This window comes from Haloferax volcanii DS2 (assembly GCF_000025685.1).
Taxonomy (GTDB): Archaea; Halobacteriota; Halobacteria; order Halobacteriales; family Haloferacaceae; genus Haloferax; species Haloferax volcanii.
Window position 1 is genome coordinate 1890153 of sequence record NC_013967.1, and the last position, 25928, is coordinate 1916080.

Here is a 25928-nt window from a genome sequence, read left to right on the forward strand (position 1 = left end):
TCTCGCACTCTCCCCCCGTGGTCTGGCGTGTCGCTCGGTCCCCAACGAACATCACCACCGACCGTCGATAGCGCGCTCGTACGCCTTCTCCGCTTGGTCGGCGACGCTGTCCCAATCGTACCGCTCGGCGCGTTTCGTCGGTTCGGTCGGCGGCGTCTCGCCCCCGAGCGCTCGGGCTAACGACTCTGCGACCGAATCGACAGTCGGCTCAGCGAGATAGCCCGCGTCACCGATGACCTCACTCGCCGCCGATTCGGGGTGTTGAACGCCGATAACCGTACAGTCGGCGGCCATCGCCTCGGCGTAGGTGATGCCGAATCCCTCTCGTGTGCTCGGAGAGGCGAACACGTCCGCGGCGCGCATCTGGCCCAACACGTCCTCGTACTCGTCGAGGAATCCAAGCAGGCTCACGCGGTCGGCGTGGTCCAACGAGTCGGCCTGTCGTTCGAGGCGGTCGGCCTCCGGGCCGTCGCCGACGACGCCCAGCGTCACGTCGTCGTAGTCGTCGGCCACGCGGTCGAACGCGTCGAGGAGGACGGAGACGTTCTTGTCGGCGATGAGTCGCCCGGCGAACAGCACGTCGAACGAGTCGCCCTCGTCGGGGAGCGGCGCGTTGCGAATCTGGTCGACGTCGATGCCGTTCGGGACGACCTCGATCGTGTCCCTGTCCCGGCCGGTATCGGCGAGGCGGTCGGTGTTTTTGTGAACTCGCGGTGTTTCCACGTCGCCTGAATCGCCTCTCAGTAGTCGTTACCTACACGACTACTGTCGAAGTGCCGTACTCATCCGTCTTTCACGGGGACGGGGAATTTGTAGTCGTACGCCATGAGCGTATTCGAGCGTCGGAGGTCGTCGAGGAACGTTCGTGCATCGTAGTCACGAAGACGAATATACAGACCCGAGCCGTCTTCGATGCCCTTCTGTCTGACTGCGTAGTTGTCGTAGCCCAGTCGGTCGACCTCTGACTGGAGATGTTCGACGCACGACTCGGGAAAGCCGTGGGTCGCAAAGGAAACGCGCGGTGCGCCGCTGTCACGGATTGAGCAGTTCCCGTCGCCCCAGTACCAATGTAGGAGTGCTGTCTTGTCGAGGTGGAAGTCCTCCGGGACGATTTTTCGATTGTTCTTTTCGTCCCTGACTTCGTACCACTCCTCGTACATTCGTTGGAGACGTGGTTGCGGTCGTGACGTGACTATCCACGAAGTGTAGTCTTCGTCGGTAAACTGATTCAGCCGAGTGAACGAGTTCGGCTGGGACTCCGGGAAGAACCCATCGGGAAGCTTTGTGATTAGTCGACGTGCGTGCTCCTCCGTCGTCGTCGAGAGTTGGAAGAAACACGACCCATCATACCGTGAGTGCAAGCACCCATCGCCGAGTAGTTCGCCTTGAATAACCGACACCTGGGATGGACTCAGTCCGATATCAGTAGTTTTCGGGAGTGAGATGGGATCGGCACCCGCTTTTTCAAGGTGGAATCGGATTGCGACTGGGGAGGTGTCGTATCGGTCCGCAAGCGTCTGGAGGGAACTCCGACGCTCGTACGCTTCAACCAGTTCCTCTCTTCGGTTCGCTAACTGCGTGTACGCCGGACCACCATTTCGCATTGTGACATCGTGGTCCTGTAGACGGCGGTGAATCGTCGGTGCAGAGACATCGAAGACCTCCGCAATCTCACGGAGCGACTGTCCCGCTTCATAGCGCTCAATGAGTTCGTCAACTCGCTCGTCGAGCCACTCGTACCGCATCCGTCAGGCCCCCACCGAGGACGTTTGGTAGTCGTAATTCTGTTCAACAGACTCTTGTCGATCTCTATCTGAGTTGCTCATGCTTCGTCTTGGGCGAAGCACGGGGCGGTGTCTCCAGCACCGTCCTCTCCGTTGAGGCGACCCGTGCTTCTCGAGAGATGCTACGGATGGCGGCTATTTAGAAGTTTTGCTTAGCAAAATGCTTGGCAAACAGTTGGGCTATGTGCTTGGTGAATTGCTGGGTATTATGGGTACGGAGTCAGAACTGCGCACCATACATGGTCAACGAACGCTACGAACCGAACGAACGGGAGGAAGTCGTCCTCGAGTTATTCAAACAGGGGCGACGTTCTGGATCACCGTGGGGTCGTGTTAATCCGCTCTATCTGCGTGAGCACTCGGATTTGGAAAAGGGTCAGGTCGAGTACGCGCTTCGAAATCTGACGAATGCCGGTTGGATTACGCAATTGAATCAGGGTGGGTTGTATGAGTTGGTGGAAGATCCGCGGGATTGATTTTTGTTGGCCGCGTTGATTACCTCACACGTAACCTAAGGCTTCTAGGTGCTCTGTCTGTTCCTCAGAAAGTTCGACAGAGTCCTCACTCCGGACGAGTTCATCGCTTAATTCTTTTTGAGCTTCTTGAAGCGAGATTGTCGTATTCCCAAATTTCTCCCAATCTCTTCCCCAGAATTTAAGCCCAGAAACCAGCTCACTAATTCCAGTTGTGCTCCGAGCGGGTGGTGCGTAGTCGCCGAGGAATACGTCATAACCGTAGTATGCCATCCTAAGTAACTTAGATCGTCGATGCTTCACCCAGCCCCCATCATTATCCCATAAACCGGAAGCAACGTAGACGGGAAGTTCTCTACCGAATGCATTGTACCGCTGCCAAACATCACTCCTAACACGTCGATCTTCATCCGGCGTCTCTGCCCAGAGGTCAATGCCATCTACGTGGCCAATCTCTCGTCCAACCGCTGAAAGACAAGTCGGTGCTAAATCAACTCCTGATGCGACCCCGCTAAGTGTCTCTCCCTTTGGGATTCCTTTGCCAATGAAGGTCATTGGGACTTCGAGTAGTTCAGGGCAAAGAGGCGTTGAGTGGCCCCACTTTCCTCCCAATCGACCACCTTCACCTAACAACTCCCCATGATCCGACGTGAATACACAGAGTGTATCTTCACGAAGTCCCAGATTTTCTAACTTGTCTAATATCTCTAAGAAATAATTTGCTGACTTTTCAGCATCGTTTTGGTACTTCTGCTGTAGATCTTTTGGATCGTTGTAATCCCTAAAATAGGGGCCAGTTTCGTATTCGTCGTTTTCGAAGCCGTAGGGTGCGTGGGGACCGAGATCATGGACAACATGAACAAATGGCGGTTCAATATCAGCGAGCTTCTGTTCCCCATCTAGTCGAAGCATTTTGACCGGGGGCTTCTCACTTGATTCAAATTTCAACCAGTGTTTCTCAGAGTCAAACCCAGCATCCCAGTCTTCCTGTTCAGATAATAGGGGTGGACGTTGCGGAAGTCGGTCTTCGAACATCCAAACATTGTGACTTGATGGATACTTCCCGGACATCAACGATGGAATTGAAGATGCTGTCCAAGGTGCTGCAGCGATTGTTTTTATCGTTAGACCCTTTGAGCGGATTCTTTCAGGGAGTGCATCATACCTGAGTGAGTCAGAAATAAATATAAATACATTTTCAAAACCCGATTCGCCTGACAGATTTGAAATTGGCCCCGTAATCATATGTATTCGCTTATCTGGAGATGTGAAAAGCTTGATGGGAATCAGTAGTTGTTTGTTTGATACCTATTATTCATTAGTTAATATAATGTACATCACCGCATCAATTGCCCTTGGTTAGTCCTCTGACTTGAACAGGAGTCACAGTTAGATTGTTATGGGTGAACATTAATTGAATAGATGATATGATTGGGATATCAAGGGAGAACGTCAGTACACTTTGGCAGCGCCCAAGACGGATAATTCCATTCCTGATTCGGAAATATAACTACGCAACTAACGACGTCACATACAATGAAGATGGTGTCGACATATTTGAAGAAGACTGGGATAACTTGGTGATTCTTGATGCGTGCCGGTATGACTATTTTCAGTCTGAGTCTAAGTTAAGCGGTGATACCTCTTTTCGATTCTCGAGGGGTGCTATGAGTTCGGAATTTATCACGGGTAACTTTGCGAATAAAAAGGTTCATGACACAATCTACGTCTCAGCAAATGGCTTTTACCCTACATTGAAAGATGAGATAAACACAGAAGTATACCAATATATTGACTTACCACGGGATGCAGCAGACAATATTACTACACATCCAGAGACAGTAACTAAAGCTGCAATTGAAGCAAATGACGACAATCCAAATAAGAGGCTCATCATTCACTATCTCCAACCCCACCAACCATACATAGGTGAGTTTGGACGCTCCAAATTTGAGTTCGAGGGAAATTTGAAAGATTCAATGAGAAAAAGTCAGGTGACCAAAGAAGATGTGCGAACGGCATATACTGAGAATCTGAATATAGTTCTTGACGAAGTCGCTATATTAAACGAATCCCTTGATGGGAAAACAGTTGTAACTGCGGATCATGGCGAAATGTTAGGTGAAAAAATCGGGCCATTTGAGCTATATGGTCATTTCCAGGGAGTATACCGAGACGAATTAGTTAAAGTTCCATGGCATGTGTTAGAATATGACTCCAGAAGAGATATCATCGCTGAGGAGCCAGTTTCGGATATGGTGGATTTAGATGACAAAGAACTCAATCAACGCTTGAAAGACTTAGGATACAAAGTATAGTATGTCTAGTGACTACTCGAACATCTCTGAACTCATAGAGGAGGAGTACAATAATAGCAAAAGTGTTGGAATCTTTGTATCAAGATTTGACAAATCTGAAGGGGTGGGAACAGTAGTGAATCGACATATTAGTGAGTTGAATGATGCAGGGATTGATGTTACTCTCTTTGCGTATGAACAGGTGGACGAGATTGCTGAAAAGAAGGTTGTTAATGTGAGTTCTAGTCTAACCGGCAATAATACACTAAATAAACTCATATCTTCGATGAATCCGCTAAAGTGGTTGAGTTTATCTAGCGAATTGAAGAAACTAGATTTGTTGATCGTACACCAACCAATTCTTTGTTCAATAGCTTATTACGCACAAAAAATCCATGACATAGACACCATCTATTACAATCATGAAGTAACCCGTCCCGAAGATAAAGTTGGGACTATTCAAAGAATATATGGATACACATTGTTTCAAATCTATCTTCACATTAGTTCAAGACTCGATCAAATTGTTTCAGTTAGTAAATACAGTCAACAGGAATACTCCCGGAGGTTTGACCGTCAAGGAATGGTTATTCATAATTCGATAGACCATGAGATGTATAACCAATCCGTAGACGGCTCTAGAATTCGTGAGAAATATGATCTTGAAGATGACCCATTGGTGTTATTTGTTGGTCGGATCGCAAAGTCAAAAGGAATCCATAGATTAATTTCTGTGTTCGAGGACGTTTCAAAGACAATTCCCGATGCTACCTTAGTCATTGTTGGACGCCCAGATAATCAGGGATATTATCAACGTGTCAAAGTCCTAAGCAAAAGCGTCGATCAACAAATAATTTTTGCGGGAATTGTTCCAGAAGAAGATCTACCTGCTTACTATTCCGCTGCTGACTTGTACGCGACATGTTCAATCAAAGAAGGATACAACCTCACAATCGCGGAAGCTGAGGCATGTGGAACACCGACAATCGCATTCGATATCGGTGCTCACTCCGAAGTCATGAATGATGGCGTTTTAGTTCCAAAGGACAACACTAGCTTATTTAAAGAGGAGATGGTTAGCCAACTCACTAAACAAAGGTAGTGGTTCTGCTCACGTTGCTATATTTTAAATATCCCAGATCTTGATGCCCTATTGTTTATATGATAACACCTGTAAGGTGCAACAGACAATGCTGGATGACCTATCAATTATAATTGTTAATTACAAGTCCGAGGAAGATATCAAAAATTTATACTCAAGAATTTCAGGTGTGGCTGAATTTGTAGTTGTTGATAATAGTTCGTCTAGTGAATTGAGGCAGTGGTGTAGTCACGACGACATACATTATATTGATTCAGGAGGAAATCATGGATATTCTGGTGGGAATAATATGGGGATTAGATATTCACTTGATGAACTCAATCGTGAATCAGTCTTGGTCCTAAACCCTGATCTTGAGATTAATAAAGAAGATATTCGGGAACTATACACCATACATCAAAGTACAAACTATTCAATCATCTCACCAAGAATTCTAAATCGAGAGGGCATACCAGTCAATGAGTCTCCAACTCCAGAGGGAACTCTCTTCCGCTCTATTGGTCTTCTTCCAGCTTTACCGGGAAAGGAACACAACCTCAAACCAGTTGATCACGCACATGGTTCCTGTATGATGATAAGCGAATCAGTTTTCGAACAGATTGGATATCTGAATGAGTCATTTTTTATGTACTATGAAGAAATTGAGTTTTGTTACAGAGCTCGGCGAGAGAATATCAACATAGGACAGTGCCAAGTGGTAGATGCAATCCACAATCAACCAGTAGACCAAACGAGGTTTGAATCATCTTACCAAGTCTACCTTGACTTCAGAAATCGATTCTTGGCTTCAAATTCTATATTTTCAAAAAGCATTGACCGCATTCAATACACTACTCTTTCAATACTAATCTCAGGTTGGATGGTCGTAAGAATGCTATTTGAAAAGAAGATCGAATACATAGCTCCTGCAATATTCGGAGCCCTGCACGGTATCCAAAACAGAACAGGGAAACCAGAACGGATGTGACCTTCAGACAAGTATCAGTACCTCACAAAGCATCCTCGGCTAGCTGTTTCTGAAGCCTGAGTTCTGTGTCGGAGCGGTTGCATTGACGGTCTCGACGGGAGAATCATGGACGAATCGGTGGAGAGCTGTCGCTGTCGGCGGCGGTCAGCCGCTGACGCGACAGCGTCGCCACTCACACCGCTGGCTAGCCCGGTCAAGAGTTACCGGCTAAACCGGTCGTCTGGTGGCCGGTTCGCGGGGACGGCCCGACGCACCGCGAGGGCCGTCCACGCTGCCCGTCGAATCATGTTGGTGAATTCCTTGTACGACCACTCCCAGAGGCGACGCCCGCCTCGGCGGGGCGTCGCCACGTACTCCCAGTGCAGATACCGCCACACGTTCTGTAACAGCAAACTCACCACGACGTACAACAGCCGTACGACCGGATTCTGTGTCGTAGTCGTCGCAATCGTTTGCTCGGAGAGTCGGTAGCTCGCCTCGATACCGAAGCGTTTCGCGTAGTGGTATCGAGCGTCTCGTGGTGAGTTGATGAACGGCGCGTCAGCGGCGTAGCCGTGACGCGCCACGCCATGTTCGTCGTACCGTCCGTTCTGGTAGGTACAGTCGATGTAGACGGGAAACTCGACGGTCCAGCTGTGACCGTCGAGTTTCGCTGTCAGACTGTGCTGAATCACGCGACTCCACCCTTCTGAGAGTTCTCGCTTGATCGTTCGTCCCCAGCGGACGATCGGCATGACGTACGCGTGGTTGTGCGCCTGAAGCAGCGTCAAACACTTGCTGTCGTAGAATTCGCGGTCAAGATAGACGGCCTTGACACCGAGGTCAAGGCCGTCGAGAATACCGAGGAACTCTGCGAGGACACTGCTGGCGGTGTCGCCGTCTTCGAGACGGCGCACCGCCAGCGTGTAGCGTTTGTTCTTCACGCGTGCGTACAGTGTCGCGTACGCGTGGAACGCGGTGGTTCCACGCTTTGCTTGGGAGTGATAGAGACCGTCCGTGTCGTCTTCGTCACCATAGCATGCGTTCTAGTTTAGCAGAGAATGCGGTCGCTGTTTGTTGATTAGATATCGTCGCAACTACCCGGTTGAAGAACCCGGTGGATGATGTGTACTCACCACCGGACTCGGTAGTTGTTGACCGGATTCAAAGAGCGTTTCCCTCTGATGAGTTGCGCGAGCGCGCTCGCGCAACGAATCTCGTCCAACGAGAGCGGAAATTCGACATCGTTGCGCTGTTCTACACACTCTCGTTTGGCTTCGCTGCTGGCTCAGACCGCTCTCTCCAAGCATTTCTCGAACGCTACGTCGAGATGGCTGACTGTGACGAACTCTCCTACGCATCGTTCCACGACTGGTTCGAACCAGGATTCGTTGCACTCCTTCGAGAGATTCTCGATGACGCAATCGAGAATCTCGATACCGGACGAGAAGATTTGAACGGCCGTCTCGAACGCTTTCGAGACGTCCTCATTGCTGACGCAACCATCGTTTCGCTGTACCAGGACGCCGCTGATATCTACACAGCAACCGGCGACCATCAAGCCGAACTGAAACTTCACCTCACCGAATCTCTCTCGACTGGGCTCCCGACACGATTCCGGACAACCGATGGGACGACTCATGAACGGAGTCAGCTACCCACCGGTGAGTGGGTAGCTGACGCCCTCATCTTGCTCGATTTAGGCTTCTACGACTTCTGGTTGTTCGACCGAATCGACCAGAACGGCGGGTGGTTCGTCTCCCGGGTGAAGGACAACGCGAACTTCGAGATCGTCGAAGAACTGCGAACGTGGCGAGGCAACAGCATTCCGCTGGAAGGAGAGTCACTGCAGGCCGTCCTTGAGGACCTGCAGCGACAGGAAATCGACGTACGCATCACGCTTTCATTCGAGCGCAAACGAGGGTCGGGCGCCAGCGCGACCCGGTCGTTCCGATTGGTCGGCCTGCGTAACAAGGAGAGCGAAGAGTACCATCTGTATCTGACGAATCTGGCGAGAGAAAGCTACAGCGCGCCCGATATCGCGCAGCTCTATCGGGCGCGCTGGGAGGTCGAACTGCTGTTCAAGGAGTTGAAGTCGCGGTTCGGCTTGGACGAGATCAAGACGACCGACGGCTACATCATCGAGGCGCTGATCATCATGGCCGCAATTTCGTTGATGATGAGTCGTGTAATCGTGGATGAGTTACGGTCGCTCGAGGCAAGACAGCGAGAGGGCGAAGCCGCCGCAGACGCCGACTCGTCGGCGTCGCGGCTCCCTCGGCGTCGCTGTTCGCTCGCCGTGGAACGCCACGGTCATCTGATCCAGTTGTATCTCATGATCGAGTTGGGCTACGAACTGCCGGATTTGGACGAGCTGTTGCTGTGGGCGTCACGAAATCCAAATCCACACAGAGATCGGTTACGTGAGCAGGTTGAACGAGGTGAGTTCGGCTTTGATCGCTACTAAACTAGAACGCATGAGGCTACAACAAGATTAATGTTGCCTTGTTGATCACCTGATGATAGGCGATCGTATTGAGGACAATGAATCTCACTAACGGCTCCACTCACACCCGTTTGATAAAATCGGTTGACCCTCGACTTCGTCTCTCAATCTCGTTTCTACTATTCTTCTCTCTGGTAGTGTATTTTCGGTATTTTCCAACAATCATTTCCGACATCGTTTCTGATTCTATTGTACTCTTTTCATTACTCTGTCTGTTTGTAATGATAATTGTTGGCTCAGTCCTTGATCAGGGGGTTTTCAGATATTTATCCATACTCTTAGCGGTATTACTGGTATTCTTCGCGCGATCAATCCGATACATTCGAACGCCTTTCCCAATGCTGTGGGATCCATATACACATATGGCCGCTGCAACCAATATTCTACGTACAAATCAAATTCTCCCGGCAACTCCTGAGTGGACTACTGTCTTGTACAAGACATCTTTTTGGCCGATGCTGTACACACTAAGTGCCGAGATAACCCGAATCACCAGTATAGACACACAGATCGTGCATAACTACCTCCTCCCGTTTACGGGAGTTGTGTTTTTCTTAGTTATTTATATTTTTTCCAGACGGATTGCTGGATTGGGATATTACTCACTTGTTGGTGCACTTGTTTCGTCGTTTGCGTCTAACGTCATCTTCTACCAATCAGAATTTCATCCGCAGGGATTTTCATTGTTATTCCTGGCAATGTTCTTATACTTTTACTCACTTAACTCAGATCAGCCGCAGCCCAGATTAAAACTTCTAGAAGCAGTCACATTAGTTGGGTTTCTGTTCTCCCACTATTTTTCGCCTTTATTTTTGTCAATGGTGGGTGCCGGTGCAGTTTGTTTGCTGATTCTACGAACCTCTCTCGGTCAATACTTTGGTATGCGCTCAATTAACTCATCAAATTTAGTCCGGTATGAACCACTACTACTACTTGGAGTGGTAATACTATTCTATCACCTTTGGTCCCCTGCACCTCATTTGGAGTATTACCTGCAGTTAGCACTAACTGCATCGCCGGATAGTACCAGTCTCACGACTACGGACAAGTTATTCATTTCAGACATGGTACGGAGAGTTAAGTGGGTCATCTTAGCGATCTCCTTGCCAGGGCTGGCTTATTCAATTTGGAAAGGTGAAAAGAGCCAGCTAATCGTAGCCGCATTCATCTTCTCTTTACTTGGAATCGGTGTGCTAGGCAGATTTGGTATCTTCTTAGAAGTTGGCAGGACTGTCACATTTTATTCATCTATTGTGGGAGTGATGTGTGCTCTCAGTCTCAAATACATTCACACGCTTGAAATTGATATTAATCTTCCAGTCTCACTATCGGCCCTGATCTCTCTTGGTATTTCAATTCTTCTTGTCATCTCCTTTATTGGTGGACACTTTGTTCCGGCATATTACTTCCATTCCGTAGATGAGCATGAAGGATATTACAATAACAACCAAGTTGCATCAATGGAACAATACCAACCTGCAGGTTACTGGTTTAAAGAATATTCAACCTCCGAATATCAAGCGATTTCAGATACTAGGAGCTTTACTGGTACTATTCCATTTTATTGGGGTGAGACACCAGTAAGACCTGGGATCTTCCCATGGTACGATGGTGAACCATCTCGCCAAGTAACTCGGTGGGGTGGAATAAATTATCATATCGATAGAAGTAGCGCTGAGAATCGCTATTTCTTTGTGAATGTGAACGATCAGACGACAGTCTCAAAGGCGGATCGGAAAAATGGGATCTATGCAAATGGGGAAATATCAATTTATTTTGATTTCCCCCGATCTGAGTAATCTAAATTCGAATTACCTCTCAAATAAAAATAGTAGAAAGCTATTACTGTGTAGAAAGCCGCATGTTAGGCAGGATTGTGTTTATGTTAGATGGCTCAGTCATGAAACTCAAGGTGATTAGCTAATGCACGTATTGTATATCATGGGTCAAGATAGTGGTGGATTACCACACTATACCGCAGAACTTGCGAATTCTATGTCAGAATATGCAAGGGTTACAGTTCTAAAGCCTAATGAGACTTCTGCTGATGAGGTGCTACGAGACGAAATCACGGTGATAAATGCGTTTAAGCCAACGGACATCTCAATGCAGAATCTCTTCGATTTAAAACTAGATGTACTAGATAGTATTCGTGGATTATTTTCTTTTTGGAATATCAAACTGATAAATCAGATTGACCCAGATATAGTTCATGATCCAACCGATGAATTCCCCCAAGTGAATCTATTTTCATGGGTTCACTCTGTTTATGAGGACCGGCCATACGTCGTTACATCCCATGAAACGAAACATGGTGGCGCAGGTGGGGTCCTGAGAGTCGTTAACCCACTATTGTCGCTCGTTCCTGACTTTGAGAAATCTGCAGCAATTGTACACTCTGCTGACCAACGGGAATTATTACTCAATAACCACAAAGCTGTTGACGAAGTTCATGTAATTCCACATGGGGTATATTCATTTTTCAGGGAGCTTGACTATGACGAGCAAAAAGAAGAAGATAAACACGCATTATTTTTTGGTAGTCTCATCCCCCCCAAAGGCATAGAATATCTAATCGATGCAGTCCCTAAAGTGTCTGAAGAAGTTCCGGGGTTCTCACTCACAATTGCTGGAAGTGGATCTATACCAGACGAGTGTGCTGACGTGGTCGAACAATATTCTGATGTAATCAACATCAGAAATGAGTTTATACCGAATGAGGAGGTTGGGACATTATTTTCTCGAGCACAGGTGGTGGTCCTTCCCTACCGACGTGGTTGGCAGACAGGCCATAGTGGTACTCTCTCAATTGCCTTTGCTTTTGGAAAACCAATTATCACCTCAGAGGTCGGTGATTTCCCTGAACTTGTTGGTGAGTCAGGAGCAGGAATCGTAGTAGAGCCTGAATCCCCCGAGGCTATTGCTGACGGACTAATTGAGGTGTTTTCATCAGATTCTGCTTTAGATCAGATGTCGAACGCGAGTTCAAGGGTGGCAGATCGATTATCTTGGGAGAAAATCGCGGAACAGCATTTCGAAGTATATCAAAATTTATTATAACCCATAAGTGGGATTGGACCATCTAGAGATAGGCTCAGTACCTCACAAAGCATCCTCAGTACCTCACAAAGCATCCTCGCCTAGCTGTCTCTGAAGCCTGAGTTCTGTGGCGGAGCGGTTGGACTGGCGGTTTCGACGAGAGAATCATGGACGGATCGGCGGAGAGCCGTCGCTGTCGGCGGCGGCTGCCGCCGACGCGACAGCGTCGCCACTCCCACCGTTGGCTAGCCCGGACGGGAGTTACCGGTGGAACCGGTCGTCCGGTGGCCGGTTCGCGGGGACGGCCCGACGCGTCGCGAGGGCCGTCCACGCTGCCCGTCGGATCATGTTGATGAACTCCTTGAATGGCCACTGCCAGAGGCGACGCCCGCCTCGGCGGGGCGTCGCCACGTACTCCCAGTGCAGATACCGCCACACGTTCTGTAACAGCAAGCTCACCACGACGTACAGCAGCCGTACAACCGGATTTTGTGTCGAGGTCGTCGCAATCGTTTGCTCGGAGAGTCGGTAGCTCGCCTCGATACCGAAGCGTTTCGCGTAGTGGTATCGAGCGTCTCGTGGTGAGTCGATGAAGGGCGCGTCAGCGGCGTAGCCGTGACGCGCCACGCCATGTTCGTCGTACCGTCCGTTCTGGTAGGTACAGTCGATGTAGACGGGAAACTCGACGGTCCAGCTGTGACCGTCGAGTTTCGCTGTCAGACTGTGCTGAATCACGCGACTCCACCCTTCCGAGAGTTCTCGCTTGATCGCCCGTCCCCAGCGGACGATCGGCATGACGTAGGCGTGGTTGTGCGCCTGAAGCAGCGTCAAACACTTGCTGTCGTAGAATTCGCGGTCAAGATAGACGGCCTTGACACCGAGGTCAAGGCCGTCGAGAATACCGAGGAACTCTGCGAGGACACTGCTGGCGGTGTCGCCGTCTTCGAGACGGCGCACCGCCAGCGTGTAGCGTTTGTTCTTCACGCGTGCGTACAGTGTCGCGTACGCGTGAAACGCGGTGGTTCCACGCTTCGCTTGTGAGTGATACAGGCCGTCTGTATCGTCTTCGTCGCCGTAGTAGGGCCGCAGGTGGAGGTCTGCGCAGACCTCCACCTGCTGGGGAAGGACGTCGAGAACGTCTTTCTGGAGGAGCGTGTTCCCGATTTGTTCGAGCGTCTCGAGGTCGAACTTGGTGCGGAGATGGTAGAGAACCGAGTTTTCGTGAGGTGCATCTTCGCTTCTCTTGCAGAGTGTAGAGACCGAGGTCCCGTCGGCGCAGGCGCCGACGAGGACCTCGTAGATGTCTTCAGCATCGAGTTCAGCGTTTTCAGCGAGTGAGAGAGCAACTTCCTCGTCAAGAGAGTTGACGAGGAAGTTAAGGAGCTGGTCCTCGTGGATTTCATCGTCTGTTTGCTGGTTGTTGGACACATCTTCAGCAAGCAGACCTTCTAACTAAACGGCTTTGTGAGGTACTGAGACTAAATTGGTACCAAGCGAATGAGATTTTTGAATGCTGTCTCGCGGATTGGTTGATACAATAGTGTGATTGTGGTATATACTAGCATGCCAAAGAATATTCCAATAAATAATTGAATTAATGAATTTACACCAACTAGTGTTTTAAATCCGAATAATACGCCTGCCATGATTAGTGAAGAGACTGTACACCAGCCGATTTGAGAGTATTGGAATTTAATAGATACAAATGATGACAAATAATGTGCATGGAGTACTGTGTTTACTGCAAATGAAAGGGCAGTAGCAACAGCTGCTCCAACAATACCGAATGATAGAATTAGAATTACATTTAGAATCAGGTTTAGAACCACAGAGATTACCGTTGCCCTTGCAGCTAATCCAGGTTGGTTAAGTGCTTGAAGTGATCGACCAATAATAACATGGACCGATTGAAGTATCTTTTCGCCTGCAAGTATAATCAACACATATGAAGCAATAGTGAACTCCGAACCAAATACGATCCCCATAATTTCGTCTGAGAAAACTAAAATCCCGAAGAAGGCAGGTATGACAAGAAGCATGGACGGAGTGATTGAGTTGCTAATTACTGACTCAATCTGTTGCTGTTCATTCTTTGAACTCCATTGGCTTACCTGTGGGAATATCGTTGATGCAACTGCTTGACTGAATAGCATCGTGATCGCGGTAACCCGCCAGGCAGTCTCATACGCACCAACATGTGATTGAGTTAGAAATATCCCAATAATCGCAACATCCATCCAACTATAAAAGTAGCCACCAATTGACGAGACTACGCTATATTTACTGTAGTTGAATAATGATCGTGCGTTTTTGAATGATGGTTTCTTCAAAGAGGTTGATATTTTTGATAAGCCCCAAGCTAGAGTCACCACCATGCCTGCTAACAGACTGTAGATTAATGCTTCAGCATCAAGTCCAGAACTTACTAGCAGGAAGCCACCACCCACCCAAGTAATTCGTCGGATAATATTCAACTCGGCTGTTTCACCTACGCGAAGTTCCCCTTTCAATACAGAGACAGCTAACTGGGCAGTTTCTTGTAAGATAATTGCAAGGGCCAGATAAACAGCAAAATCACCGCCAAGATAACCATTAATTCGCTGTTCAAAAACAACAATCGACAATATGATTAAAGAGATTGGAATGAGTTTGAGGATGATTGCACTCGATAAGTACTCACCGGGCTGAATTCCTTCACTAATTCGTTTTTCAACAGCACCACGTAATCCGAAATCAGCCGGTATAGCAACTATACCGAGTAAAGCTTGGAACAAAAAGAACACACCCATCTGTGATGCGCCCAATTCTCGGGCAAAAAAAGTGATTCCCAAGAATTGGAGACCTGCTCCGAAAATATTGGCTATGAATAATTTGATACTTGAACGAGCAAGATCCATCGGTTAGCCTCCATTAGTAATCTTACTGGATTCATGTGGATAAAAATGCATTGGAGATTGACTTTATTATTAATAATTGAATTTATTATTCGTTACAATCCTTAGGTGCTCCGTGTGATAGTGAACTGGCTCTTGTCTAAGTCTAGTAGCTCTTGACTGACCCCACAACCAAGTCGTTACTCAACCTGATAATGATTAGATAGTTAACGTTAACCACTACATCTATCACGTGCGAATTGTATCCCTAGGAAAGATGCCAAACATCCACGATGTCGAAGTCCGTGACCTCCAAGTCAACGCCGACCAGCGAGGCCACTTGGTCGAAGTGTTCCGTAGCGACTGGGACGAATACGAAATTGACCCGGAGATGTCCTACTACTCGATGACGTATCCCGGAGTCGTGCGGGCCTGGCATCGCCATCTCGAAGGCCAGATCGACCACTTCGTCTGCCCGAAGGGTCGTATCACGGTGGGCATCTACGACGACCGCGAAGACTCGCCCACGCAAGGAGAACTCGACACGTTCGTCATCGGCGAGCACAACCAACAAGTCATCCGCATCCCAGGTGACTGCTGGCACGGATTCAAGGCTATCGGCGACGAGCCGTCGCTGCTCATCAACTACCCGACGAACCTCTACGACTACGAAGATCCCGACGAAGAGCGCATTCCGTACGATGACGACCGGATTCCGTACGACTGGAACGCGGAAATCCACGGCTAAACAGCAACCTGCCAGCAGGGCACAAACTTATTTAGTACCGTGTCAGGTATCGTCTCATATCGATGAAAGGCGTACTTCTCTCAGGAGGCACGGGCTCCCGTCTCCGACCCATTACCCACACCGGGCCGAAGCAACTCGTTCCGGTCGCGAATAAACCCGTCCTCGAATACGCGGTCGAGGACCTCAAAGAAGCGGGAATCACCGAAATCGGCGTCATTCTCGGCCACAAGGGCCGCGAGGAGATTCAGAACCTCCTCGGCGATGGTTCGGACTACGGCGTCGAGATTACCTACATCGTCCAAGGGAACCCCCTCGGCCTCGCCCACGCGGCGGGCTGTGCGAAGGACTTCGTCGGCGACGACGACTTCGTGATGTACCTCGGCGACAACATCCTCAAAGAGGGCGTCGTCGACCTCGTCGAAAGCTTCGAGTCGGGCGACTTCGGTGCGGGCATCGCCCTACAGGAAGTCGAGAACCCACAGCAGTTCGGGATTGCGGACGTCGACGACCAGGGTAACGTCACCCAACTCATCGAGAAGCCGGACGAGCCGCCGACGAATCTCGCACTCATCGGGATGTACGTCTTCTCGCCCGCGGTCTTCGACGCCATCGAGCAACTCGAACCCTCGTGGCGCGGCGAACTCGAAATCACGGACGCGATTCAGTCACTCCTCGAAGACGGCTACGCCATCGACTCGCACGTCGTCGAAGGCTGGTGGAAAGACACCGGCAAGCCCGAAGACATCCTCGAGGCGAACCAACTCGTCCTCGAAGACAAGTCGCTCAAAAAGCGGGGCACCGTCAGCGACGATGCGACCGTCGATGGACGTATCGAACTCGCGGAGTCAGCGACCATCGAAGACGGCGCAGTCGTCCGTGGCCCGGTCTCTATCGCGGATGGCGCGGTCATCAAATCGGGCACCTACGTCGGCCCGTACACGTCTGTCGGTCCGAACTCGACACTCGAAGGCGTCCACATCGAGAACTCGGTCGTCATCGGTGAGTCGAGCATCAACACCTCCGGCCGCATCGTTGACAGCCTCCTCGGGAAGGGCGCGAACATCGGCAGTGCGGACGACTTCCTCCCGGAGGGTCGTCGCCTCGTCGTTGGCGAGAACTCCCAACTGAAACTCTAACCATGCACATCATCACCCACGCCTGTACGCAGTGCGGAACCGTCGTCTCCGCGAACGAACTCGAATCGAACCGCGTGATGAAGTGCCCCGGACTGGGCTGTGAGAACGTCCTCCGCTTTACGGACCTCGACCAGGCCGACCAGGAGCACTTCCTCGACAACAAAGCCAGCTACGAGCTGTAATCGCTGAACGCTGCCTCAAGCGCTGCAAGGTCGTCTTCCAACGTCGGTTGGGAGCAACCGAGTTCGCCTTCTACGTTCGACACATCGAGACACGAGCGTCGCGGCCTCGCCGCCGGGCGGTCGAGGTCGGCCATGACCGACGACTCGATGAGTGTCGCATCGCCACCAATCACCTCGCAAATCTTCTCGCCGAAGTCGGAGGGCGTGACGGCCGACTGACTCGCAACATGAAACGTCCCCGACACGCCGGCATCGAGGAGTTCCAGCGTCGTCGTGGCGACGTTGCCGGCCCGACTGGGCGTCATCGTCTGGTCGGTGAACAGCGGGACCGTGTCACCGGCGGCGAGCGTCGAGGCGACCCACTGAGGAAAGCCGACGAGGTCGCTTGTGTCACCGCGTGCACCGTAGACGAACGACAAGCGGAGAATGAGCGCATCGGGGTTCACGTCACGAACGGCGTGCTCGCCGGTGAGCTTCGAGCGGCCGTACTCCTGAATCGGTGCTGGCTCGTCACCTTCTTCGTAAAAACCGTCTGTCTCGCCGTCGAAGACGTAGTCAGTCGAGTAGTGAATGAACGGAATCTCGCGGTCGTCACACACCGCCGCGAGATCGCCTGGCGCGGTTCCGTTTACTGCAGTCGCCACCTCGGGATTTGATTCACAGCCGTCCACGTCAGTATAGGCGGCGCAGTTAATCACCAGATCAACGTCGTACTCATCAAGCAACTCTACAACCCGCTCAGTATCTGTGATATCGACTTGGTGGAGCGGACAGTCGAAGGTGGGCTCCTCGGAGTGATAGCTGCCGACAACCGCGTGACCCTGCTCGCGGAGCGTTCGGACGACGACACTCCCGAGCAAGCCGTTAGCGCCGGTGACGAATGCGTACATGTACTCGTTGTGTCGATGAAAATGTAAATATATGCTGCCTCTGTTGGTGGCATATGGACGTACTCGTTACTGGTGGTGCCGGATTCATCGGTTCGAACTTCGTGCGGTATCTGCTCGACAACAGCGACGATTCCGTCGTCACGCTTGACGCGCTCACCTACGCCGGGTCGCGTGACAATCTCGCCGGCTATCTCGACCACCCGAACCATCGGTTCGTCGAGGGTGACATCCGAGACCGCGAGCTTGTTGACGACCTCGTGGCCGATGCCGATGTCATCGTGAACTTTGCTGCGGAGTCGCACGTCGACCGCTCCATCGGTGGGGCCGAGCCGTTCGTCTCGACGAACGTCCAGGGGACTCAGACGCTCCTCGACGCCGCCCTCGATGCGGATATCGACCGGTTCCTCCAGATTTCGACCGACGAGGTGTACGGCGAGATTCACGACGGGAAGTTCACGGAAGACGACCCACTCGCGCCGCGAAATCCCTACTCGGCGACGAAAGCCGGTGCGGACCTGCTCGTTCGGAGCTACCGAGAAACCCACGACCTGCCGACGCTCATCACGCGGACCTGCAACAACTTCGGTCCGCGCCAGCACCCGGAAAAACTCATTCCGAAGTTCATCCAGCGCGCCGCGAACGGCGAGACGCTCCCGGTCTACGGCGACGGCTCGAACGTCCGCGAGTGGATTTACGTCGAAGACAACTGTGCAGCGCTCGATGTCGTCCTCCGAGAGGGCGATATCGGCGAGGTGTACAACATCGGCAGCGGCGTCGAACTGTCGAACCTCGAAACGACGGAGAAGATTCTTGAGGCAGTTGGCGGCTCAGAAGACCAAATCGAATTCGTTGAGGACCGCGCGGGCCACGACCAGCGCTATGCCATCGACGCGACAAAGACGAAGGCGCTCGGCTGGGAGCCCGAGTGGAGCTTCGAAGACGGCCTTGAGGCGTGTGTCGACTACTACCTCGGTGACGACGAATAGATGGCTGACCAGCGCAACCAGGCGGATAAGCCGACCACGAGGATTCCCGACGACGAGTGGGAAGCAATCGTCGCGAACGTTCCGCTGGTCTCCGTCGACCTCGTGATTCGCCACGAGGGCGGTGTTCTCCTCGGGTTCCGTGAGAACGAACCCGCACGCGGTGAGTGGTTCGTCCCCGGTGGGACCGTATTCAAAAACGAGACGCTGACGGATGCCCTCTACCGGGTCGCCGACGAAGAGCTAGGCGTGGACGTGACGATCGAGTCACGACTCGGTACGTTCGAACACTTCTACGACACGTCGGACGTAGAGGGCATCGACTCAAAGCATTATCTTGCGACCGCGTTTGAGGTGACGCTTGACGACGACAACCTCGAAATGGACACTCAGCACAGCCAACTGAAGGTCTTCGAACCACCGTACGAAGGTCTCCACCCCTACGTCGAGCGGTATCTAGACGCGCTCGACTGAGGTTGAAAAACAATTCTTTGTCAGATCGGAGCGATAGCGTGAGAGAATCGAGAGTCGGAGGTGAGTTATTCCCCAAGAGAGCCCAACAGGAACGACCCAAAGACCATCTGCAACCCGATCACCACAGCCACGGTCGCCACAACATCAGCAACCGCGATAGGCAACGCACTGAACCCACTCGTCACCCACGTGAACGCAAGGAGCCCACCGTAGGCCAGCCCGCAGAGCAACACCACAGACCCGATCGTCGCCCCTCGCTCCAAGGAAATGCGCTCCGTAAACCAGGTCGTAAACGGATCGGAAGCCCCGCGAACCGGATCCGAAGACACCGTCGAGAAGGCCCCGAACAGCATCAACTGGAAGCCGGCGAGCGTCAGCAGGCCACCACCAATCCCGGTGTGAATCCCGAACTGCGCCCCACCGACCTCCACACCGCTCCAGGCCAACACCAGCGCCAACACGCCAATCACAGACAACCCGAACCCAGGCGCGGAAAACAGATACCCCGGCGCGTTCACGAGCATGAACCGGACGTGTCGCCAGCCGTCGGGGAAGCTCTCCAGGTTGGCCTCGCCCTCGCGGGGGTGGTAGGTAATCGGCTTTTCTTTAATCTCCAAGTCCTTCGCGCCGGCCTCCATAATCATCTCGCTGGCGAACTCCATGCCCGTCGACGAACAGTCCATGGTCTCCCAGGCGTCGCGGCTAAACACGCGCATCCCACTATGCGCGTCACTGACGCCAGCGCCGTAGAAGACGTTCAAGAACTTCGTCAACAGTGGATTCCCGACGTGTTCGTGCAGCGGCGGCATCGACCCGGGGAGAATCTCGCCCTCCAGTCGCGACCCCATGGCCATGTCGGCGTCGCCGGAGCGAACCATGTTCAACAGCTTGGGAAGCTCCTCGAAGTCGTAGGTGCAGTCGGCGTCGCCCATGGCGATGTAGTCGCCGCGGACGCGCTCGAACGCGTACAGATACGCGTAGCCGTAGCCCTTGCCGTCGGGCTCGATGACAATCGCCCCGTTTTCCGCCGCAATCTCGGGCGTGCGGTCGGTCGAGCTGTCCGCGACGACGACCTCGCCGTAAATCTGCATGTCTTCGAGGGCGGCTTTGACCCACTCGATACACTGGGCGATGCCACCTTCTTCGTTGAGGGTGGGCATCACGACCGAGAGGGTGGGTGCGATATCACTGTCTGCGGACAGCAGTAGCTCGTCACCGCTGTGGTGGATGTCCGAGGCAGACTGCCCGTTCGTCGCTCCCTGCTGTGGAGCGTCTACGGGGGATTCTGATTGGGATCTCGTGCTCATGTACTGGATTCCTCCGTGTCACTAGTGGGTGTGCCTGCGAGGGGCTGCGAGCGTACACACTCCGAGTTGACGCGTACTATCAGATAGACGAAAGCACACCTATAAAGAATTTGGCCTCTTACGACTTCCAGGATATCCTAGGACTTACGAGACCTCTATAGTGAGAACCACGGACCGAGGAGTTCAACCGCAAAACCCACAGGTATGTCGTCAAAAAATCTCTGTATTTCCACGACTGTTCAGGCCGGTTCGAGGATGGACACGCGCTGTGACGCCGAGGCTGAGCGGTCGCCGCGGCCGAACTCGAACCGAGTCGTCGGTGTGCGTCGAGCGCGGCACAACCCCCTGACGACGGCGTGTCGCTCGCGGTCTCCCGCGGCGTACCGGTGCGTTTGGGACCACAGCACTAACGGACGTATGGCTGTTTTATCTAGCTGCTGTTACTGCTCGTCGACACGCTCGCAAAAAAGTCGGTCAGTGGTTCGTTCAGCCGTTGTACGTCCAGCTCTGGAGCGTCGAAGAGCTGGAGCCGGAGTCGGAGGTCCAGATTACGCGGACCGTTTCGCCGGAGTCGAACGAGCTGCCGTTCGCAGTGACGGTAATCGAGCTCCCTGCGGTGATTTCGGTCGCTGAACCGTCGATGTCCGCCCAGGTTTTGCCGTCGTCACCCACGGGTCCCGAGATAGAGACGCTGTCTGCATCAATCGAGGTTCCGCTTTCGTGGGTAATCGTGAGGTTTCCTGACGTGTTGGTGTAGTCGAAGTCGAAACTCGCTTGCGGCGACGTTTCGCTGACTTGGTCGCCGAGACCGAGGACGAACGTGCCGATGACGGCCGCGAGAATGACCGTAATCGCGACCATGAGAATCACACCGATAACCGGTGAGACGGCGGAATCGTCGTTGAAGAGAGTTGTGAGTTGCATTGGATACTCCTGCGCCCGGACAGGGAGTGGTCGACGCGCGATGCCGACAGTCGAAGCGACGTTCCGTTCGGCGCTCGTCGACGACGTGACCCACCTGCGGGGCTTAGATAGCCATTCGAACGGCTTGCTATTAAAAGCAGAGTGAGCAATCGTAACATAGCACGGGCGGTCTGCACCGGAGTCGTCGCGGGTCGGCCGACGCGCGCGCGGCCGCCCATCAACGTCAATCGGCGGCGGTCCATCCGTTGTCGCATCGGCGGCGGTCCATCCGTTGTCGCAGTCACCACGCACGCGACCGCATCGGCAACGAGCGAACGCTGTGTGAGGACACTTCGACGACCAAATTCTCAGATATAGATATGTTATATGTTTCTGATAAATAAAATCGAACTCCAAATCCGGCATCTAAATATATATGAAAATGCGAATTTAATCACGAATACTCTCTGAAAACACACTTTATATGGAGGAATATGTAATTAAACTCGAATATCTGAGCATATACTCATGATCTCCTGCTGTGAATTATATCTGAGAAGCGATTAGATTCAAAATTAACCCGAATATTTACTATTTCTATCACGGCCGGCGTGCGACGCGAGATGACTCGTCGGTCGCCTAGCCAGTCGTCTCGGCGGGAGACCCACAACACGCGGAACCGATTCCGACTGCGGTGAGAAGAGCGTCAGTCGGCGTCGTTCTGTTCCGTTCGGTCAGCCACTCCGTCCCACGCACAGAGTTGCAGCGCGTTCCGGAGGTGGAAGTCTTTCTCGTCGGGATCGTCCGTTTCGAGTGCTTTGTAGAGGTGATCTTTGGTCTGCTCGACGAACCGGGACGGCCCACTCATCGCTGTGACGCCCCCATATCAGTCGTTCCCTGCCCAGGGACATCCCGAGTACCGCGACGTACCAAATTGTACAACCCAACCATCATGTCCAGTAGCTAATCTAATCTAAAAAGTGTTTCTAGACCGTCTACCTCTTATGTGGTGGCTTCCTGGTGCGTCCTGATTCAAGCCGGGACACCGACAATTCTGCGACACGAAGACGCGAAGACCTGACCCCCAGTCGGCTTGAGACGGTTGAACTGAGATTCGGCCCGAGTTGGCCGAGGAAACCGGACCGTAGTACTAGTCTCGGGCGAACCCGACCTGGTAGTAATCGGGCGTTTCGGGGCAGTCTTTTTTCTTTCGCGTCCAGCGGTACGTGCTGTCCGTGTCGATGCTGTTGTCTCGCGTGTAGATTCGGAGCAGTTCCCCTTCGAGCGGGCCGCTCTCGTATTTGAAGTTCCACCACGGGAACGGGAGCGCGCCGCCTTTCCCCGGGGGGAACCGTCCGCCTTGGCCGTTACACCGGAACGGAAGCGAGTCATCGCGACAGGAGCCGTCGGGCGTCCGGTTGTCGCACGTTTCGGCTTCGAGAATGACGAACGACTCCTCTGGGTAGTACTCGTCTTCCTTGACGACCGCTTGGCCGCCTTTGCCGTTGGCGGCTGCTGTCCCCGTGGCGAGGAAGAGCGCCCCCGCACCGGCTGACGCTTGCAGCACCCGTCGGCGCGAGACTCCCTCGGAGCCAGACGTCTCCCGGTCGGCCGCCGACGTACCCGGCGAATTTGACAGTGGCATCATACAGCCCACTCGGACGACGCTAATCAAGATTCCGTCAGACAGCTGTTCGCTGGCTGTCGTGTCGGGCCCGACGCCATATTTATAATGATTGTTGATGAATTATATGGTGGAGGTCGCTACGGATGTACAATCAACACGGGGGAGTGCCCGACGATGACCAATCAACACAGCGAGTAATCCAACCGGCGGAGATTAACGCGACTGAGCACTACGTTTGTAGCCTCATCGGTCTCGTCACCATGGTCGGAGTGGTCGTTTTCTTTACCCCGCTTTTGGTCGCACTCACGCGACCCTTCCAGCAACTGTCGGCTACCGCCTTCGTCTTCGTCCTCGCGACGGTCTGGTTGCTCGTCTGGCTGGGGACGGAACTGGTATGGGAATGGCAAACCGGACGACTCTTCCCCTGAGCCGCTTTTCGGCTAATCTCGGTCGTGAGCGACGGGAAAGCACGCCGACATCGGTGACTTGTCAATTATTCATCGAATCTACCGATTCCTCCCTCACCTAGTATTAGGCCGGCCTAAAAACCGATGGCTTTTTATTTATTTAGGTAAGCCTAAAGTCTGCATGACCGCGAAAATCGACCGCGAAACGGGCGGAATAGTTGGATTAGTAATGCTTCTTTGTTTACTCACGGTTGGGAGTGTGGTGGGTGCTGCGGCAGCGGCACCCGCGCATACCGCCGTTACCGGAGTGAGTGTCTCCGAGGAGGACCCCGAAACGGGCGACCGTATTATAATTACACCGACAATTAGTCATTCTGGGTCGGGGAGCGGCAGTTTCGAAGTCACGGAGGTAACGGTGGAGGACAGCTCTGGAACGAAACATAGCGAAGCGAACCAAATCGGCGTGCTCGGCGCTGGCGACACCGCCGAAGTGCCGGTGAGCGCGCGCTTCGACACTGCCGGTGATAAGCGACTGACGGTGCACGTCCGCGGTCGCTATTACGACTCCGACGGTGCGACCTCGGAAATCGTCCACCTCAAGCGTCCGGTGTTCGTCACGGTCTCGGAACCGAGCACGTCGACGACGGTTCCGCCCCGCGTCCACATCGAGACGCACAACGCAGTCGCCGAGACTGACACCACCGTGACCGTCAAGGTGTCGAACGGTGACGACGAGGCGCTGACGGACCTGTCGCTTCGACTCGACTCGGTCGACGGCGAAATGCAGAGTCGGACCGCGATCACGCCGGTTCTCGCCGCGGAGAACTCGACGACCTACGACTTCACGGTCGAACCGTCCGAGGCGGGCGAAACCGCGCTCAAGGCGACGCTCCGCTACAACGACGGCGAATCCGTCGAAGCGTTCGACACCGTCCAGGTCGAGCCGCTTCGGGACGACGTGTCGGTCTACGCGACCGCCTTCGAGGAAAACGACACGGTCTCCGTTCGGTACCGCGTCACCAACCACGGGAACGCACCCATCGACGACGTCGTCATCTCGGGCGTGTCGAACGAGTCGCTGCTGCCGACGACCTCGCTCCAGTCGGTCGATGCCGCGACTTCGAAGACGGTCGTCGTCGACGTGAACGAGCGCCCGTCGAGCACCGCAACGGTCGCGGCAACCTACGACATCGGCGAGACGACTGGTCAGGCGACGCAGTCGGTGCAGTTCGATTCGTCGGCAGCTTCGACAGGTACGAACGCGCTCACCGTGAACCTCGGCAGCGCAGACCCGTCGAACACGTCGACGTTCCTCCTGAGCGGCTTCTTCGGCGGGCTCGTGGTGACCGCGCTGTTGTTCACTGGCCGCCGGTGGGTCCGAGACGACTGAGAGCTGAGCACTGAGCCCGCACACTCCCGTCGGTCGGTCCCCGCTGTCCCTCCCGTCGCCGTGACGACCCTTCTTTCCGACATTCGACAGCAAGCGACCCGCGACTGTCACCTCGCGTAACGCACTCGCACGACGCCTCCCAGCGCCGCGTGTGCCGTCGAACTCAGCGGTAAATCCGATCAGCGAGGTGCTCTTGAATCTCGCTGTGCAGCAGTTCGCTATCGATTGACTCTGTCGTTGCTTGCCGAAACAGGACCCCATCGACGAATGTGATGATGTGCTCGCTCGTCCGCTCCGGATTCACCGGCTTGAACTCGCCTTGGTCGATTCCTGCTTCGATTGTTTCGGTGAGCCGCCGTTTGATGTCTTCCTCTGAGTCGGTGAAAATGGCTCGATAATCCGGATTCGAAATCGATTGCGTCCGTAGTTCGACGTACGTCTTTGCGAGCTGTGTCAGCTCCGTCTCCGACTCACACCCCACCGGCGGAATCGTGATAAACAGCGTCAAAAAGTGTTCGAGCTCGTCACGGGGTGTTGTCTCTTCCTGCCCGAATATCTGCTCAAGAAACCGCTCGTGAGCGACATCGAGGAACTCTGCCAGCAATGACTCCTTGTCGTCGTAGTAGTGGTAGATAACCGATTTGCTGATGCCGACCCGGTCAGCGATTTGCGAGATGGAGATTCCGTTGTATCCGGACTCGAGCAATATCTGGTGGGTCGCTTCGAGGATCGCCTGCTGTGTCTGATGGCGATCGGAGTCTGCTGAATCCGAGAAGTAGGTCATAAATTCCGTTATCGTCAGTACGAGGCTAACGAAGCTAGCGCCGATTCGAAGTTAAACGTGTCGTTAGCTGGGACAGC

25 protein-coding genes and 1 pseudogene are annotated in these 25928 nt (G+C 52.9%); 14 read left to right on the top strand and 12 right to left on the bottom strand.

Annotated features, from left to right (window positions below):
* Positions 1-51: 51 nt before the first annotated feature.
* Both HVO_RS14530 and HVO_RS14535 read right to left on the bottom strand, forming a co-directional pair.
* On the bottom strand, positions 52-744 hold the full coding sequence (locus HVO_RS14530) for a glycosyltransferase (protein WP_218623720.1): 693 nt from the start codon (positions 742-744) through the stop codon (positions 52-54).
* A 38-nt stretch (positions 745-782) separates the two neighbouring features.
* Positions 783-1745: a helix-turn-helix domain-containing protein gene (locus HVO_RS14535; protein ID WP_013035518.1), complete on the bottom strand. Its 963-nt coding sequence runs from the start codon at positions 1743-1745 to the stop codon at positions 783-785.
* A gap of 278 nt (positions 1746-2023) precedes the next feature.
* On the opposite strand from HVO_RS14535, the gene HVO_RS14540 reads away from it, so the two are divergent.
* Entirely contained in the window at positions 2024-2260 is a 237-nt protein-coding gene (locus HVO_RS14540; protein WP_013035587.1) for a hypothetical protein, read from the top strand.
* A 24-nt stretch (positions 2261-2284) separates the two neighbouring features.
* On the opposite strand, the gene agl7 is transcribed toward HVO_RS14540, so the two are convergent.
* The gene (agl7, locus tag HVO_RS14545; protein WP_004041932.1) at positions 2285-3502 is read right to left on the bottom strand and encodes a low-salt glycan biosynthesis sulfotransferase Agl7; all 1218 of its coding nucleotides are present in this window, start codon (positions 3500-3502) and stop codon (positions 2285-2287) included.
* Between the two features lie 182 nt (positions 3503-3684).
* On the opposite strand from agl7, the gene HVO_RS14550 reads away from it, so the two are divergent.
* The 3 genes from HVO_RS14550 to agl10 are packed head-to-tail and all read left to right on the top strand — an operon-like array spanning position 3685 to position 6623.
* The gene (locus HVO_RS14550) at positions 3685-4575 is read left to right on the top strand and encodes an alkaline phosphatase family protein (protein WP_004041933.1); all 891 of its coding nucleotides are present in this window, start codon (positions 3685-3687) and stop codon (positions 4573-4575) included.
* 1 nt (position 4576) lies between these two features.
* Complete coding sequence (gene agl9, locus HVO_RS14555) at positions 4577-5656, top strand: low-salt glycan biosynthesis hexosyltransferase Agl9 (protein ID WP_004041934.1); 1080 nt, start codon at positions 4577-4579, stop codon at positions 5654-5656.
* 43 nt (positions 5657-5699) lie between these two features.
* Entirely contained in the window at positions 5700-6623 is a 924-nt protein-coding gene (gene agl10 / locus HVO_RS14560) for a low-salt glycan biosynthesis hexosyltransferase Agl10 (RefSeq protein WP_004041935.1), read from the top strand.
* 200 nt (positions 6624-6823) lie between these two features.
* Here agl10 and HVO_RS14565 read toward each other — a convergent pair.
* Positions 6824-7639: pseudogene (locus tag HVO_RS14565) on the bottom strand (ISH3-like element ISHvo20 family transposase); the annotation flags it as partial.
* Positions 7640-7719: 80 nt separating this feature from the next.
* Between HVO_RS14565 and HVO_RS14570 the strand changes: the two are divergent.
* The 3 genes from HVO_RS14570 to HVO_RS20235 all read left to right on the top strand — a co-directional run bounded on the left by HVO_RS14570 (position 7720) and on the right by HVO_RS20235 (position 12168).
* On the top strand, positions 7720-9069 hold the full coding sequence (locus HVO_RS14570; protein ID WP_013035619.1) for an IS4-like element ISHvo11 family transposase: 1350 nt from the start codon (positions 7720-7722) through the stop codon (positions 9067-9069).
* Positions 9070-9470: 401 nt separating this feature from the next.
* Positions 9471-10907, top strand: coding sequence for a hypothetical protein (locus tag HVO_RS20230; RefSeq protein ID WP_236995463.1), 1437 nt, complete (start codon positions 9471-9473; stop codon positions 10905-10907).
* Positions 10908-11049: 142 nt separating this feature from the next.
* Positions 11050-12168 carry a glycosyltransferase family 4 protein gene (locus HVO_RS20235; RefSeq protein ID WP_004041938.1) on the top strand — a complete coding sequence of 373 codons (1119 nt, stop codon included), beginning with the start codon at positions 11050-11052 and terminating at the stop codon, positions 12166-12168.
* A gap of 240 nt (positions 12169-12408) precedes the next feature.
* Here the strand turns inward: HVO_RS20235 and HVO_RS14575 are convergent, their stop codons facing one another.
* The gene (locus HVO_RS14575) at positions 12409-13575 is read right to left on the bottom strand and encodes an ISH3 family transposase (protein WP_013035082.1); all 1167 of its coding nucleotides are present in this window, start codon (positions 13573-13575) and stop codon (positions 12409-12411) included.
* A 50-nt stretch (positions 13576-13625) separates the two neighbouring features.
* Positions 13626-15044 (bottom strand): flippase, encoded by a 1419-nt coding sequence (locus tag HVO_RS20240; RefSeq protein ID WP_004041939.1) that lies wholly within the window; start codon positions 15042-15044, stop codon positions 13626-13628.
* Between the two features lie 253 nt (positions 15045-15297).
* Here HVO_RS20240 and HVO_RS14580 point away from each other — a divergent pair, with 253 nt between their 5' ends.
* The 3 genes from HVO_RS14580 to HVO_RS14590 all read left to right on the top strand — a co-directional run bounded on the left by HVO_RS14580 (position 15298) and on the right by HVO_RS14590 (position 17086).
* On the top strand, positions 15298-15768 hold the full coding sequence (locus HVO_RS14580) for a dTDP-4-dehydrorhamnose 3,5-epimerase family protein (RefSeq protein WP_004041940.1): 471 nt from the start codon (positions 15298-15300) through the stop codon (positions 15766-15768).
* 62 nt (positions 15769-15830) lie between these two features.
* Positions 15831-16904, top strand: coding sequence for a glucose-1-phosphate thymidylyltransferase (locus tag HVO_RS14585; protein WP_004041941.1), 1074 nt, complete (start codon positions 15831-15833; stop codon positions 16902-16904).
* 2 nt (positions 16905-16906) lie between these two features.
* Complete coding sequence (locus HVO_RS14590) at positions 16907-17086, top strand: hypothetical protein (RefSeq protein ID WP_004041942.1); 180 nt, start codon at positions 16907-16909, stop codon at positions 17084-17086.
* On the opposite strand, the gene rfbD is transcribed toward HVO_RS14590, so the two are convergent.
* Positions 17074-17976, bottom strand: coding sequence for a dTDP-4-dehydrorhamnose reductase (rfbD, locus tag HVO_RS14595; RefSeq protein WP_013035334.1), 903 nt, complete (start codon positions 17974-17976; stop codon positions 17074-17076). The genes HVO_RS14590 and rfbD overlap by 13 nt on opposite strands.
* Before the next feature lie 53 nt (positions 17977-18029).
* On the opposite strand from rfbD, the gene rfbB reads away from it, so the two are divergent.
* On the top strand, positions 18030-18962 hold the full coding sequence (gene rfbB, locus HVO_RS14600; RefSeq protein ID WP_004041944.1) for a dTDP-glucose 4,6-dehydratase: 933 nt from the start codon (positions 18030-18032) through the stop codon (positions 18960-18962).
* The gene (agl8, locus tag HVO_RS14605) at positions 18963-19433 is read left to right on the top strand and encodes a low-salt glycan biosynthesis hydrolase Agl8 (protein ID WP_004041945.1); all 471 of its coding nucleotides are present in this window, start codon (positions 18963-18965) and stop codon (positions 19431-19433) included. It abuts the gene before it with no gap.
* A 65-nt stretch (positions 19434-19498) separates the two neighbouring features.
* On the opposite strand, the gene agl6 is transcribed toward agl8, so the two are convergent.
* The 4 genes from agl6 to HVO_RS14620 all read right to left on the bottom strand — a co-directional run bounded on the left by agl6 (position 19499) and on the right by HVO_RS14620 (position 23288).
* The gene (gene agl6 / locus HVO_RS14610) at positions 19499-20740 is read right to left on the bottom strand and encodes a low-salt glycan biosynthesis hexosyltransferase Agl6 (protein WP_004041946.1); all 1242 of its coding nucleotides are present in this window, start codon (positions 20738-20740) and stop codon (positions 19499-19501) included.
* Positions 20741-21226: 486 nt separating this feature from the next.
* Positions 21227-21664: a type IV pilin gene (locus HVO_RS14615; RefSeq protein ID WP_004041947.1), complete on the bottom strand. Its 438-nt coding sequence runs from the start codon at positions 21662-21664 to the stop codon at positions 21227-21229.
* 685 nt (positions 21665-22349) lie between these two features.
* The gene (locus HVO_RS21015; RefSeq protein WP_004041948.1) at positions 22350-22511 is read right to left on the bottom strand and encodes a hypothetical protein; all 162 of its coding nucleotides are present in this window, start codon (positions 22509-22511) and stop codon (positions 22350-22352) included.
* Positions 22512-22793: 282 nt separating this feature from the next.
* Positions 22794-23288 (bottom strand): hypothetical protein, encoded by a 495-nt coding sequence (locus HVO_RS14620; protein ID WP_236995464.1) that lies wholly within the window; start codon positions 23286-23288, stop codon positions 22794-22796.
* A 125-nt stretch (positions 23289-23413) separates the two neighbouring features.
* Between HVO_RS14620 and HVO_RS14625 the strand changes: the two genes are divergently transcribed.
* Both HVO_RS14625 and HVO_RS14630 read left to right on the top strand, forming a co-directional pair.
* On the top strand, positions 23414-23698 hold the full coding sequence (locus HVO_RS14625; protein ID WP_004041950.1) for a hypothetical protein: 285 nt from the start codon (positions 23414-23416) through the stop codon (positions 23696-23698).
* Positions 23699-24092: 394 nt separating this feature from the next.
* Positions 24093-25067, top strand: coding sequence for a CARDB domain-containing protein (locus HVO_RS14630; RefSeq protein WP_004041951.1), 975 nt, complete (start codon positions 24093-24095; stop codon positions 25065-25067).
* Between the two features lie 163 nt (positions 25068-25230).
* On the opposite strand, the gene HVO_RS14635 is transcribed toward HVO_RS14630, so the two are convergent.
* Positions 25231-25851, bottom strand: coding sequence for a TetR/AcrR family transcriptional regulator (locus HVO_RS14635; RefSeq protein WP_004041952.1), 621 nt, complete (start codon positions 25849-25851; stop codon positions 25231-25233).
* Between the last annotated feature and the right edge of the window lie 77 nt (positions 25852-25928).

Bases quoted from the DNA above. Each gene is read 5' to 3' on its own strand.
- HVO_RS14535 (WP_013035518.1), bottom strand. From the start codon at position 1,745: ATGCGGTACGAGTGGCTCGACGAGCGAGTTGACGAACTCATTGAGCGC.
- HVO_RS14540 (WP_013035587.1), top strand. From the start codon at position 2,024: ATGGTCAACGAACGCTACGAACCGAACGAACGGGAGGAAGTCGTCCTC.
- agl7 (WP_004041932.1), bottom strand. From the start codon at position 3,502: ATGATTACGGGGCCAATTTCAAATCTGTCAGGCGAATCGGGTTTTGAA.
- HVO_RS14550 (WP_004041933.1), top strand. From the start codon at position 3,685: ATGATTGGGATATCAAGGGAGAACGTCAGTACACTTTGGCAGCGCCCA.
- agl9 (WP_004041934.1), top strand. From the start codon at position 4,577: ATGTCTAGTGACTACTCGAACATCTCTGAACTCATAGAGGAGGAGTAC.
- agl10 (WP_004041935.1), top strand. From the start codon at position 5,700: ATGCCCTATTGTTTATATGATAACACCTGTAAGGTGCAACAGACAATG.
- HVO_RS20230 (WP_236995463.1), top strand. From the start codon at position 9,471: ATGGCCGCTGCAACCAATATTCTACGTACAAATCAAATTCTCCCGGCA.
- HVO_RS20235 (WP_004041938.1), top strand. From the start codon at position 11,050: ATGGGTCAAGATAGTGGTGGATTACCACACTATACCGCAGAACTTGCG.
- HVO_RS20240 (WP_004041939.1), bottom strand. From the start codon at position 15,044: ATGGATCTTGCTCGTTCAAGTATCAAATTATTCATAGCCAATATTTTC.
- HVO_RS14580 (WP_004041940.1), top strand. From the start codon at position 15,298: ATGCCAAACATCCACGATGTCGAAGTCCGTGACCTCCAAGTCAACGCC.
- HVO_RS14585 (WP_004041941.1), top strand. From the start codon at position 15,831: ATGAAAGGCGTACTTCTCTCAGGAGGCACGGGCTCCCGTCTCCGACCC.
- HVO_RS14590 (WP_004041942.1), top strand. From the start codon at position 16,907: ATGCACATCATCACCCACGCCTGTACGCAGTGCGGAACCGTCGTCTCC.
- rfbD (WP_013035334.1), bottom strand. From the start codon at position 17,976: ATGTACGCATTCGTCACCGGCGCTAACGGCTTGCTCGGGAGTGTCGTC.
- rfbB (WP_004041944.1), top strand. From the start codon at position 18,030: ATGGACGTACTCGTTACTGGTGGTGCCGGATTCATCGGTTCGAACTTC.
- agl8 (WP_004041945.1), top strand. From the start codon at position 18,963: ATGGCTGACCAGCGCAACCAGGCGGATAAGCCGACCACGAGGATTCCC.
- agl6 (WP_004041946.1), bottom strand. From the start codon at position 20,740: ATGAGCACGAGATCCCAATCAGAATCCCCCGTAGACGCTCCACAGCAG.
- HVO_RS14615 (WP_004041947.1), bottom strand. From the start codon at position 21,664: ATGCAACTCACAACTCTCTTCAACGACGATTCCGCCGTCTCACCGGTT.
- HVO_RS21015 (WP_004041948.1), bottom strand. From the start codon at position 22,511: ATGAGTGGGCCGTCCCGGTTCGTCGAGCAGACCAAAGATCACCTCTAC.
- HVO_RS14620 (WP_236995464.1), bottom strand. From the start codon at position 23,288: ATGCCACTGTCAAATTCGCCGGGTACGTCGGCGGCCGACCGGGAGACG.
- HVO_RS14625 (WP_004041950.1), top strand. From the start codon at position 23,414: ATGTACAATCAACACGGGGGAGTGCCCGACGATGACCAATCAACACAG.
- HVO_RS14635 (WP_004041952.1), bottom strand. From the start codon at position 25,851: ATGACCTACTTCTCGGATTCAGCAGACTCCGATCGCCATCAGACACAG.